Origin of the sequence: Nonomuraea sp. AD125B, from assembly GCF_041402765.1 — a bacterium.
Taxonomy (GTDB): Bacteria; Actinomycetota; Actinomycetes; order Streptosporangiales; family Streptosporangiaceae; genus Nonomuraea; species Nonomuraea bangladeshensis.
This window is the reverse complement of the sequence record NZ_JBGLOU010000004.1, coordinates 352,029-364,263: the sequence shown is the minus strand read 5'-3', so window position 1 is coordinate 364,263 and position 12,235 is coordinate 352,029. Positions and strand designations below refer to the sequence as shown.

Here is a 12,235-nt window from a genome sequence, read left to right as displayed (position 1 = left end):
CCGAGCTCACCCTGAGCAGTTCCTCATCGAGAGTGAGTTGGAGCCGATTCGGCGTCAGTGGTGTCGCACCGCCGCCGATGGAAACCCCAGTGGGGACGCTGTTAGCAGGAGCGTCAGCAAAAGCCCTTCGCGATACGGTTCGGAACCGCTGCATCCTCGGGAAATCCATGAATCCCCCGCTCACCTTGAGCTAGCCACCGCGCCGGACGCCCGGCGTACCGTTCAGGATGACGCGCCAACGCCATGGCAGCGTTTGAACTTCCGTCCCGAACCACACGGGCACAAAGCGTTGCGACTCACACCACGATTTCGGGCTTGAGCGCTTTCGGCGGACCGATTCCTGCGCGCATGAATCACATTGTCCAGGTTCTGACGGCTGGCTCTGGTATTGGGGTGCTCTGCGCCTAGAACCCGTACCAGGCTCTGCCAGACCGCCCGGCCCTCCGCCTCCGCCTCCTCCAACCGCCCCAGCCCTCCCAGCGCAGCAGCAAGGTTGCCACGGCTGGTCAGCGTGTCGGGATGCTCCTCACCCAGCACCCGCGCCTGGACCTGCCAGACTGCCCGCATTTCCGCCTCCGCCTCTCGCCACCGCGCCAGCCCCAGCAGCACGAGCGCGAGTCTGACATGGCTGGCCAGCGTGTCCGGGTGCTCCTCACCCAGCACCCGCGCCTGGACCTGCCAGACCGCGCGATCCTCCGCCTCCGCCTCCTCCAACCGCCCCAGATCCCGCAGCACGGCAGCAAGGTTGGCACGGCTGGTCAGTGTGTTCGGGTGCTCCTTACCCAACACCCGGACCGTGCTTCTCCAGACAGCGCGGTTATGGGCCTCCGCATCCTCCAACCGCCCCAGCCTCTGCAGCGCCAGCGCGAGGTGGCTACGGCTGGCCAGCGTGTAGGGGTGCTCCTCACCCAGCACCCGCGCCTGGACCTGCCAGACCACTCGAGCCTCCGCCTCCGCCTCCCCCAACCGCCCCAGACCCAACAGCACGGCAGCAAGGTTGGCACGGCTGGCCAGCGTGTCCGGGTGCTCCTCACCCAGCAGCCGCACCATGCTCCGCCAGACAGCGCGGTTATGGGCCTCCGCATCCTCCAACCGCCCCAGCCTCTGCAGCGCCAGCGCGAGGTGGCTACGGCTGGCCAGCGTGTCCGGGTGCTCCTCGCCCACCACCTGCACCATGCTCCGCCAGACCACGTGGCTATGAGCCTCCGCATCCTCCAACCGCCCCAGCCCCAACAGCACGGTCGCGAAATTGCCGCGGCTCGTCAGCGTGTCCGGGTGCTCCTCACCCAGCACCCGCGCCTGGACCTGCCAGACCACGCGAGCCTCCGCCTCCGCCTCCCCCAACCGCCCCAGATCCCGCAGCACGGTCGCGAAATTGCCGCGGCTCGTCAGCGTGTCCGGGTGCTCCTCACCCAGCACCCGCGCCCGGACCTGCCAGACCGCGCGAGCCTCCGCCTCCGCCTCCTCCAACCGCCCCAGACTCTGCAGCGCCAGCGCGAGGTTGTTGCGGCTGGTCAGCGTAAGGGGGTGCTCCTCGCCCAGCACCCGCACCTGGACCTGCCAGACCGCGCGGCTATGGGCCTCCGCCTCCCCCAACCGCCCCAGACCATGCAGCACCAGCGCGAGGTTGTTGCGGCTGCTCAGCGTAAGGGGATGCTCCTCACCCAGCACCCGCGCCTGGACCTGCCAGACCGCGCGAGCCTCCGCCTCCGCCTCCCCCAGCCGCCCCAGCCTCTGCAGCGCCAGCGCGAGGTTGTTGCGGCTGGCCAGCGTGTCCGGATGCTCCTCACCCAGCACCCGCACCTGGACCTGCCAGACCGCGCGAGCCTCCGCCTCCGCCTCCTCCAACCGCCCCAGATCCCGCAGCACGGTCGCCAAATTGCCACGGCTCGTCAGCGTGTCCGGGTGCTCCTCACCCAGTGAGGCTTGATTGATGGCGTAGTCGTGCGTGACCAGGGTGAGAGCACGCTGGTAATTGCCCTGCTCGTACTCATGCACTACCGCCTGCCTGAAGATCCAATCGTGCTCGCCGCGCGTAGTGACGATCTGATGATGGCTCGTCAGGGCCGCTATGTGCGGACTGAGGAGGCGCCGCCGACCGAGCTGATCGACGGTAGGCGGCTCGCTGGTGGTGTGTGGCCAGGCCGCAGCGAGCCATGCCAAGGCCACTTGGACGACCGCCTCCCCGGAGGGAAGGTCCGCCGAGGCTGCAGGCGCAGGAGTGGTCAGGACGGCTTGCAGCAGCCGGTGCATGGAGATGGTGTGCCGATCCAGGCTGATCAGGCCATAGGAGACGAGCAACCGGAGCGCGTCCAACGTCGCCGGATTGGGCACGCCGGCGTCTCTGTCTGCCCAGTCCGCGTCGATCAGGTCCCGCGGGATATTGTCGGGGGCGTAGCAGGCCAGCACGCGCAACAGGTGCTCGGCGTGCGGGTTGCGATCCCGGATGGTGCCCAGGTGGGAGTTCCAGAGGCGGGCGATGGCCCGCCCGGCATCGCCCCCTTCCGGCACAGCCGCGTACAGATGAGCCGGATGCCGGGACAGCAGCTCCAAGTACGCCTTCGGGCTGATCCGGGTTTCCCGCAGGTAGGCCCCGGCCTGCTCCAACGCCAGCGGCAGACGCCCCAGCTCCTGCGCGATGGCCGCTATGGCAGGCCGGTCGGCTGGTTCGGGGCATCTGCTGGTCTGGGCGAGCAGGTCGATGGCCGCGTCCGGGCCGAGCACGTTCAGCGGAACTGGGCGCACTCCGTCTGGCCAGGCCACATCACGGCGGGTGGTGAGCAGGATGTGACCAGTGCGGAGCTGCCCCAGCAGGTCCCGGACATCGCGCGGGTCTTCCACGTTGTCCAGCACCAGCAGCCAGTCCTGATGTGCCTGCAGCCAGCCGTACGCCCATGCCGCTGCCTGCTCCACGCCCAGCACGGTGGTCAAGGCCGACTGCCGGGGCAGCGGTGGATGCAGCCGTTCCGCCAGCATGGCCAGCCCGTTCTGGATCTGATCGGCACCATCTGCGACGATCCACCACCGCACCCGGTACCGCTCCGCCCGCGCGAGTGCGTACTGGCGGGCCAACTCGGTCTTGCCCACCCCGCCGATCCCGTGGATCACCTGACCGATCACCACCCGCGACCGGTCCGCCTGCAGCTCCCGCTCGAGCGTCGCCAGCGCCTCATCGCGGCCGACGAATACCTCGGCCGCCCCGCCGGGCAGATTGCTCAGCGCCGACGGTGCCGCCACCGTGCCGGGAGCGTGCAGGGCTCCGGGAGGCAGGTGAACGTTGGTGCTCTGGTCGACCAACTGCCAGCCCTGACCGAGATTGGCCTGCCTCGCCTGCCCGGTGGCCTGCGCCTCGACCCGGCCCGCAGGCTCACCGCTCACGCTGATCGGCGAACGACACGGACATCGTCCCCTGCCCCAGGTTGGCCTGCTGCGCGTGACCGGTCGCGACCGCGTTCACCTGCCCCTGCCCGACCAGCGCCTGCCCGCGGGCCTGCTCCACCATCCGCGCCACCTCAGCCGCCAGCCCAGGATCGGCGGCGAGGGCCTTCCTGATCTGCACCCGCAGCGCCGCCTGCAGGTCGGCATCGTCCGGAGCCTGCGCCAGCTCCGCAATCGCCTCGGGGACCTCCTCCTCGGCGGGGTGGGTCCCGAATACACGCTGGAGGATCTTCCGCCCCCACCCCACGGTCGCATCGGCCGCGTCCTCCTGCGCCTGGGCCAGCACCGCCGCCCCATATGAGGCCACCGCTGCCGTCGCCCATGGAGAGACCGCCGCCACCAACGCAGCCAGATCCACGCTCACGCACCCGCCCCTCACACAAGCGCCCCCGAGCGATGCATCCGCATCCCGCTGCCCCGAATCTAACGGCCCGCCCCGCCTGATGCGTCCGGAGAAGCCGAATACGTCTCCTACGCCCTCGGGGCGGTATCCAGCAGGTGCGCTCTCATCAGGGCGATGGCCTTCATGACGTCGCTGACCATCCGATCAGCTTGGTGTTCGTGGCCTGGCCACTTCCCCTGGTCGATCCACGCGGTACTCAGGCCCGCCATGCCGCCGCTCTCGATGTCGGCGATCAGTTTGTCCCCGACCATCCGCCCGCCCTCGGCCAGGGTGGTCCCCCGCACCCGTTTGTAGGCGGGTGGCGGCACTGACCGCGATCGGCTGGAGAGCCGCAGCACGGCCGGCGACTGCCCGGCGCGCGACAGCCAGTGGCCGTAGCGGTGGAGGTCGGTGACGCCGGGCATGCGCTGCGGGTCGGAGCCGCAGTGGACACCTCGACGCCGCCGACCGAGCGGCGGGCACGGCCGGCGGTGGACCTCGCCCGGGCGCATGCGCAGCGCCGCCAGGTGGATGAGGCGCTGGCGCGACTGCTGGAGGTTGAGAACGTCGCTCCTGAGCACATCCGTAATCAACGTAGCCCAACGATGCCGGATCCTGCATCGGCACCAGGTCAGAGACGAGCTGCCGCACCAGCCTCGGGAACCGGCCGAGCGGATAGGCGCGTAGAAAACGTACACGTGCGGATCCTGCGGCACTCGCAGATCTCCGTGACCACGAACGTCTACACCCAGATCGCCAGTCCAGAGACACACAAGCCCTCGACGTACGCAAAGGCCCTCTCGGATGAACCGGGAGGGCCTTTGAACTGGGAGCCGCCTTGGGGATTCGAACCCCAGACCCCTTCATTACGAGTGAAGTGCTCTGGCCGACTGAGCTAAGGCGGCGGGTGCCATGCAGCGTGAAAAGTCTACAGGAGCCCGGACAGTCCTCGCTCCCCCCACAACCACGCGCCTCCGGACAGAACACACGCCCCCTAGGAGGGCGCGGGCCCGTCGCCGCCGTACATCGCGTCGTGTTGCTTGCGCGGCGAGCAGACGCTGGCCTTCGAGCAGGAGCACCGCCGCCCCCCGTCCGCCAGTCGGACCACCACGGAATCGGACGGTACGTTGTGGCCCACCACCGTGCCGGCGCCCTCCGGGGTTTCCACGTTCGTCCCGACGCGCGGGGCGGAAGCGCGGAACTCCTGGTAGAGCGGGTGCTCGTACTTGAGGCAGCACATCAGGCGGCCGCAGGCGCCGGCGATGCGGAGCGGGTTGACCGGGAGGTCCTGGTCCTTGGCCATGCGTACGGAGACCGGTTCGAAGTCCTTCAGGAACGTGGCGCAGCACAGGTCGCGGCCGCAGGGGCCGATGCCGCCCTGGAGGCGGGCCTCGTCCCTGGGGCCGATCTGGCGGAGCTCGACCCGGGCGCGCAGGTTGCGGGCCAGGTCGCGGACCAGCGCGCGGAAGTCTACGCGGTGCGGGGCCGAGAAGTAGACGGTGTAGACGTTGTCCTCGTCGAGGTAGTCGATGCCCACCACCTTCATCGGCAGGCTGTGCCGCTTGATCAGGCGCTTCGACACGCTTCTCGCCTCGGCCCTGCGGCGCTTGTTGGTCTCGTCGCGGGTCAGGTGCTCCTCGCCGGCCAGGCCGGCGCAGACCGGCAGGCCGTCGATGTCCTCGCTGGTGTATTGGGGCGCCCAGACGCACTCCGCCACCTCGGGGCCCGAATCGGTCGGAACGAGCACCTTGTCGCCCACCTTGGGGCTGTGCCCGCCGGGGTCGAGGTAGTAGAGCCTCCCGTAGCGGGTGAAGCTCACGGCCATGATCATTCCCATGGGCTCGCGCTCGCCTCCTGACGCCTAGGTCGTTCCGGCCTTCCTGCCCACACTACGTGGGCAGGTGCGCCGAAAGTCAGGGGGCAGGCGTGATCAGCCGCCGGGCGAGCACATCTTGTCCTCCGGCGGGTTCATCCCGTAACGGCTGAGGGCGAGCATGCTGTCCTGCTGGCAGGGCATGTAGAAGACGCCGGCCACGCCGGGCTGGCGTCTCAGCGTCGCAACCGGTGTGGCCCAGTCGCTCCCCTGCTTGAGGAGCACTCTGAACGATTCCGGCAGGTCCGAGGCCTTGGTGGCCTTCACCAAAGCCTTGTTCGAGGCGAACTCGCGCTTGAAGTTCTCGTACGCCGCCCGTTGGTCCTCGAACGTGTACGACTTCACCTCGGGCATGCCGTCGATCAGCTTCCTGAGGGCGCTTTTCTGGGCGCTCGTCGCCGCCTTGCCCTCCTTGACGACCATGGACCCGTCCGGCTTGCGCTCCCAGCCGCAGGACCCTTTGGTGCACAGGAATACGTTGACCCGCATCTCCGAACGCGACTTCAGCACCTCCTCAGTCGCTGTGTTCTCAGTGATCCCACCGATCCCGGGCAGCGCGCGAAGGGATGTCTCTACCTCGCGATGGTTCGCCCCCTGCTTCAGGGTCAACCGGATCGACACCGGCAGGTCGGTGGCCTTGACCGCGTCCAGCATCGGCGGGTTGTGCGCGAAATCGGCGCGGAAGTCGTCGTAAGCGTGCTGCTGATCCACGGTGTACGCCGCCTCGACCTGCGACAGTCCCCGAACCGCCCGCTCGACTGCGGACACCTGCTCGGCGGTGGCGTCGCGCCCTCCGCACCGAGGCTCCTTGACCACGAGAGCGCTGGTCGAGCACATGAAGACGGTCATGTCGGCATCGCCGGGCTCGATCCGCGCCGGTGCGGCGACCGCGATCTGATCGTCCCCCGAGCCCAGGGTCAGCCCCACGGCCGTGGCCGCGACGCCGGCCGTCACGGCGACGCCTACCACCAGCAGCCGGGCGTCCATCCACGAGCGACGCCGGGCGGGCGCGGGCAGGGGCCGGAGCGTGTCGGGGTCGATGGTCGCGCCCGCCTCCGCCAGGGCCGCGCGCAGTCGTTCTTCCACCGGGCTGTTCATGCGTCCTCCCCGAGTGCCCTGGCGAGGGCGGCCAGCCCCCGCGCGATCGTGGACCTCACCGTGCTCGCGCCGACCCCCATGGTGTCGGCGATCTCCTGGTCGGCGAGGTCGAAGTAGTAGCGCAGGGTCAGCGCCTCGCGCTGCCTGCGGGGGAGCTCGCGCAGGGCGAGCAGCACCTCGCGGCGCTCCTCACCCAGCAGCGCGGCGCTCTCCGCCGACCAGACCGGCGGCTCGTACGGCAACGCCCGCCGGAACACGGTCGCCCGCCGCCGCAGCACCGACCGGCATCCGTTGAGCACCGCCGACCGGACGTACGCCAGCGCCTTGTCGGCGTCGCGCAGCCGCCCCCGGCCGGCATGGGTGCGGGTGAACGCCTCCTGGACGACGTCCTCGGCGGTCGCCCGGTCGCCCACCATGATGAGGGCCAGCCGGACGAGACCCACATGGTGCTCGGCGAAGATCGACGCCACGTCGACCCGCTGCCGCGCCAGGGCCTCTTGTTGGGTGAGTAGTTCGACTTCCACGTATCAGAGACGCCTGGCGAGCCCGTCTGCTGCTCGGGCGGTCAGCCGGTTCCGGGCGCGCAGGCGTCGGGAGAACCGTCCGCGAAGGCAGAGCTGTAGTCCAGGAGGCCGTACTCCCACGCCAGCTTGGCGACCGTCTCGAAGCACCTGGCGTTGGACGCCCAGCTGACCCCCGGCATCCGCGCCACCCGGTTGGTCACAGTGTTCCAGTCGGCGTCGGGTCGCAGAGTCAACCGATACGACTCCGGCATGTCCGACATCTTGGTAACTCTGAGCATCCCGTCGTTATCGGCGAAAATGTCCTTGAAGTTCTCGTACGCCGTGCGCTGATCCTCGAACACGTACGACAGGACCGCGGGATCCTTCGCGAGCGCCGCCGCCATGGCCGCCCGCTCCCGGGCCGTCGCCGCCTTCTTGTTCGCCTTGCCCCTGCCCTTGCCGCACCGAACCATGGCCGAGCCGGCGCTGCACAGAATGATGTTCCCGTCCGAGTCAGGGGTCCAGGACAGCGCATCCCGCCGCCCCTCGGCCGCATCGATGGCCCAGGAGACGCCCGGCCGCCCGGTGACGGCCCGCGTCACGCGGTCCCGGTCGGCGCCCTCCTTCACCCGCAGGACGAACGTCTCGGAAAAGTCCTTCGCCGTGATCTGCCGGAGCAAAGGCTTGTTCGCGGCAAAGTCACGCCGGAAGCTCGCGTACATCCCGGCCTGATCCACGAAACGCACCTCCTCCACCTCCGGCATGCCCTCCAGCAGCGTGCGAATCGCCCGCTTCTGGGCCCCCGTGGCCGTGCGCTTCTCGCAGCCGAGCATGGACGGGGAGGAGCACATGAAGACGCGGATCTCCCACTCGGCGTCGCCGACGGCGGAGGCCGGCAAGCTCACCGCGACAACCGCCGACGCCACCAGAGCGACACCCAGCAACCCTCGTAACACCGCACGCATGAGCTTCGAGCCCTCCAGAAGGATGCACGCGATCAGCGCAGCGCCAGCATCATCGCCTCGACCGCGATCTGCGGGTTGACGTTCGCCGCCAGCCGCTCACGGCATTGCATGATCGCATCGATCCGGCGCAATGTCTCCTCGGGCGTGGACTTCTTCGCAAGCTGGTCCAGATCGAAACGCAGGTCGTCGTTGGCCAGCTCGACGCCCGCCCCGAACTGCACGGCGAGCACGTCGCGGTAGAACGACACCAGCTCCAGCAGCGCGGCGTCCAGCGAGTCGCGCTTGATCCGGGTCGCCCGGGACTTCTGCCGGTCCTCCAGCTCCTTCAGCGCGCCGGCGCCGCCCCGCACCAGGCCGCGGTTGAGCCCCTTGCCCGTGGAGCCCTCGCCGTAGATCCTGCGCAGCTCGGTGGTCTCGTTGTCGTTGAGCGCGGCCGTCGCGGCGGCGGCCTCCTCCTCGGCGGTCTTCACCAGGCGCTCGGCCGCCGAGACGCACTCCCCCACCCCCGTGAGCGAGCGTGGGATGCCCAGCACGGCCTCGCGGCGCTGCCGGGCGGCGTCGTCCAGCGCGAGCGCCCGCGCTCGGCCGATGTGCCCCTGAGCGGCGCGGGCGGCGAACGCGGCCGTCTCCCACGGCACCCCGTCGCGGGCGGCGAGCACCCGGGCGACCGCCTCCGTGCCGGGCGTCGTGAGCGTGATCAGGCGGCAGCGCGACCGGATGGTGATCATCAGGTCGTCGGGGGCCGGGGAGCAGAGCAGCCACACCGTACGGGGCGGCGGCTCCTCGATGGCCTTGAGCAGCGCGTTCGCGGCCGACTCCGTGGCCCGGTCGGCGTCCTCGAACAGGATGACCCGCCACCGGCCCTGCGTCGGCGCCCCGGCCGCGCGCAGGATGAGCTCGCGGGTCTGCTTGACGCTGTAGGACAACCCTTCGGGGCGTACGGACTCCAGGTCGGGATGGGAGCCGATGAGCACCTGGTGGCACTGGTCGCAGTGGCCGCAGCCGGCGTCGGGACAGAGCAGCGCGGCGGCGAAGGCGCGGGCGGCGTCCTCGCGGCCGGCGCCGGGCGGGCCGGTGAACAGCCAGGCGTGCGTCATGCCCGCGCCGCGCCCGCCCGCGACGACCTCCCCGGCCGCCGCCGCGGCGCGCGACAGCACCGCGACGGCCTGGTCCTGGCCTACGAGGTCATCGAAGACGGTCACGAGGCAAGGTTAGTCGCGGATGGCGGGCATCGTGCCGGTGATGTCCTCGGACTCCCGGGGCACCGGGTCGGGCAGGAGCTCGTGGATGCGGTCCTGGATCTGACGGGTGATCTCGTCCATCGGCTGTGTGCCGTCGACCACGAGGTAGCGCTCGGGCGCGGCGGCGGCCAGCGCGCGGAACTCCTTGCGCACCCGCTCGTGGAACTCCAGCGGCTCGGCCTCGATGCGGTCGACCGCGCCGCCCAGCCGGGTCAGCCCCACCTCGGGCGGGGTGTCGATGAGCACGGTCAGGTGCGGCACCAGGCCGCCGGTGGCCCAGGCGTTGATCTTGGAGACGTCGTCGGGCGCGAGCGCGCGGCCCGCCCCCTGGTAGGCCAGCGACGAGTCGACGTAGCGATCGGTGATCACCAGCGAGCCCCGGTGCAGCGCCGGGCGGATCACCTTCTCCACGTGCTCGGCCCGATCGGCGGCGTAGAGCAGCGCCTCCGCCCGCGCCGACAGCCCCTTCTCGGCCGCGTCGAGCAGGATGGCACGCAGCCGCATGCCGACCTTGGTGGAGCCGGGCTCGCGCGTCTGCACGACGTCGTAGCCCTGGTCGCGCAGCCAGATCGCGATCGTACGGGACTGGGTGGTCTTGCCCGAGCCCTCGCCGCCCTCGAAGGCCACGAAGAGCCCCGGCACGTGCTCGGACCCCTCGGCGGGGAACCGGTCGCCCCGCACGGCGGCGATCAGGTCGGCCGCCAGCGGGACGCCCTTGCGGTCGTCCATGTGGCGCAGCGCGAGCAGGCCGACGGTCATGGCGAGCGCGCCGGCGACCACCAGCACGAGGTTGGTGCCGTCGAAGCGGTAGCCGATCGCGCCGAACGCCAGGTCGTACTCGCCGAACAGCGCCGCCAGCGGGCTCGCCACGGCCACCACGAGCAGCAGCGTCACCCGCGCCGTGGACTGCAGGAACGCGAACGTCCTGCCGCGCCGCCCGTCCTCGACCTCCAGCCCGATGAGCGTGTAGCCGATGATCCAGGCGATGCCCGCACACGCGCCGAGCAGCACGGTCAGCATGACCACGATGACGAGGTTGTGCACCAGCGCGATCGCCACCAGCACCAGCCCGGCGACCGTGATGGCGAGCCCGAACAGCCGCCGCCGCGACAGCTCGCGCAGCAGCCGCAGCCCGAAGAACATGCCGAGCGCCATGCCGAAGAAGACCGCCGCGAACACCACGCCGTAGGCCGCGTCGCCGCCGCCGAGCGTGCCGACGTAGATCTTGGCCACGCCCACCACGGCCCCGCCGGCGGCGAACGCCCCCAGCATGCCGATGATCAGCCCGCGGACCAGCCGGTCGCGGCCGACGAAGCGCCAGCCTTCCACGATCTGCTTGAGCACGGAGGGCGTGGAGACCCCGCTGTCGCGCTTGGGGATGTCGCGCAGCGTGAAGATCAGGGCCGCCGACACCAGGTAGGCGCAGGCGTTGACGATCAGCGCGAGGTAGGGCCCGGTCAGGGCGGGCGCGAGCCCGGCGATCAGGTCGCCCGCCACCGACAGCGCCGCGAACAGCATGGCCGCGACCGGCGCGGTGCCGTAGGTGACCAGCAGGTTGAGCCGGTTGGCCGCCTCCAGCTCCGCCTTGGGCACCAGGTTGGGCACGGTGGCGTCCTTGGCCGGCACCCAGAAGAGGTTGACGCACTCGACGAGGACGGTCGCGACGATGATCCACTGGTAGCTGCCGATCAGCGGGATCGACAGCACCACCGCGAAGCGGGCGAGGTCGGCCGCGACCATGGTCAGCCGCCGGTCGAACCGGTCGGCGAACACGCCTGCCAGCGGCCCGAGCAGCACGGCCGGCAGCATCTTGGCGACGAAGACGCCGCCGACGGCGAGCGACTGCACGCGGTAGTCGGAGCCGCTGGTGAGGTTGGCGGCCAGGGCGGTCAGCGCGAGGAGGTTGAGCCAGTCACCCAGACTGCACACCGACATGGCCGTCCAGAGCCGTCGGAACGGCACGTTGGCCAGCACGTGAGCGTGGGGGCGTCGGCCAGGGGCAGTCATCTTCTCAGCGTATCCAGGTGTGGGCCAGGGGCGGGTGGACAAGCGACGGGCCGGCCGCACCCGGGGGCTTGCCGAGAGTATTACGCCCGCGCGCCGGCGCGCAGGTCACCCATCGCGAACAGGTCTGCGACAACGACGTCACTGGACGACTCCGGCCCCATGTCGAGCTTCTTCCACCACTGGCAACCACTCCGCGTGGATATCGGGTGGTAGATCCAATTCGTTCCACAGCTCGGCCAGCAGTACGCCGTCGACGTGGTCACGCACCTCCTGCGCGGTGCCCTCGCGCAGCAGCAGCGCGTACGCCTCCCGCCGTTCCCCCCGGTCGGCCAGGTCGTAGTCGCGCCCCCGCAGCCGGGCCACGCCGAGCGCCGCCGCGACCGGCAGCCGCCCCAGCCTGCTGGGCACGTGGAAGCTGCGCCCGTCGCCCGTCTCCCGCGCGGCGAACTCGACCTTCGGCTCCAGCACCAGCCGGAACCCCGCCGCGTCGAGGATGCGGCCCGCGGTCTCCAGCGTCGGCGACTTCCTGCCGTGCTCGTAGGCCGACAACGTGGTCCTGGACGTGCCGCTCAGGCCGGCCAGCGCCGACTGGTTCATGCTCGCCGCCTGCCTGGCCTGCCGGAACAGCAGCCCGCCGCGCTCGGCCCAGGCCGCGACACCGGCGGCCAGCGCCGCCTCCATCGCCGAGGACACCATGCTCACCCCGCTTCTTGTATCCGGACGGATAC

The 12,235-nt window shown here is 70.5% G+C and carries 10 protein-coding genes and 1 tRNA gene; all 11 read right to left on the bottom strand.

Translation table 11 applies throughout. The annotated features are described in order from the left end of the window. Positions 1-222: 222 nt before the first annotated feature. Positions 223-3,378: an FxSxx-COOH system tetratricopeptide repeat protein gene (gene fxsT / locus ACBR40_RS13665; RefSeq protein WP_371248889.1), complete on the bottom strand. Its 3,156-nt coding sequence runs from the start codon at positions 3,376-3,378 to the stop codon at positions 223-225. After that, the gene (locus tag ACBR40_RS13660) at positions 3,368-3,802 is read right to left on the bottom strand and encodes a hypothetical protein (RefSeq protein ID WP_344213669.1); all 435 of its coding nucleotides are present in this window, start codon (positions 3,800-3,802) and stop codon (positions 3,368-3,370) included. Before ACBR40_RS13660 ends, fxsT begins: the two co-directional genes overlap by 11 nt. 107 nt (positions 3,803-3,909) lie before the next feature. Next, on the bottom strand, positions 3,910-4,401 hold the full coding sequence (locus ACBR40_RS13655; protein WP_371248888.1) for a hypothetical protein: 492 nt from the start codon (positions 4,399-4,401) through the stop codon (positions 3,910-3,912). A gap of 250 nt (positions 4,402-4,651) precedes the next feature. After that, positions 4,652-4,725: transfer RNA gene (locus ACBR40_RS13650), tRNA-Thr, on the bottom strand. Positions 4,726-4,814: 89 nt separating this feature from the next. Continuing rightward, positions 4,815-5,657 carry a stage 0 sporulation family protein gene (locus ACBR40_RS13645; protein WP_371248887.1) on the bottom strand — a complete coding sequence of 281 codons (843 nt, stop codon included), beginning with the start codon at positions 5,655-5,657 and terminating at the stop codon, positions 4,815-4,817. Positions 5,658-5,750: 93 nt separating this feature from the next. After that, complete coding sequence (locus ACBR40_RS13640; RefSeq protein WP_371248886.1) at positions 5,751-6,791, bottom strand: permease-like cell division protein FtsX; 1,041 nt, start codon at positions 6,789-6,791, stop codon at positions 5,751-5,753. Continuing rightward, positions 6,788-7,315: a sigma-70 family RNA polymerase sigma factor gene (locus ACBR40_RS13635; RefSeq protein WP_350770032.1), complete on the bottom strand. Its 528-nt coding sequence runs from the start codon at positions 7,313-7,315 to the stop codon at positions 6,788-6,790. The genes ACBR40_RS13640 and ACBR40_RS13635 overlap by 4 nt, the downstream gene beginning before the upstream one ends. Before the next feature lie 41 nt (positions 7,316-7,356). Further along, entirely contained in the window at positions 7,357-8,259 is a 903-nt protein-coding gene (locus ACBR40_RS13630; RefSeq protein ID WP_371248885.1) for a permease-like cell division protein FtsX, read from the bottom strand. A gap of 32 nt (positions 8,260-8,291) precedes the next feature. Next, the gene (locus ACBR40_RS13625) at positions 8,292-9,461 is read right to left on the bottom strand and encodes a DNA polymerase III subunit delta' (protein ID WP_344213682.1); all 1,170 of its coding nucleotides are present in this window, start codon (positions 9,459-9,461) and stop codon (positions 8,292-8,294) included. A gap of 9 nt (positions 9,462-9,470) precedes the next feature. Beyond that, a complete protein-coding gene (gene tmk, locus ACBR40_RS13620) occupies positions 9,471-11,507 on the bottom strand; it encodes a dTMP kinase (RefSeq protein WP_371248884.1) in 2,037 nt (678 codons plus the stop codon). Positions 11,508-11,645: 138 nt separating this feature from the next. Next, positions 11,646-12,203 carry a helix-turn-helix transcriptional regulator gene (locus ACBR40_RS13615; RefSeq protein ID WP_344214080.1) on the bottom strand — a complete coding sequence of 186 codons (558 nt, stop codon included), beginning with the start codon at positions 12,201-12,203 and terminating at the stop codon, positions 11,646-11,648. Positions 12,204-12,235 lie beyond the last annotated feature (32 nt).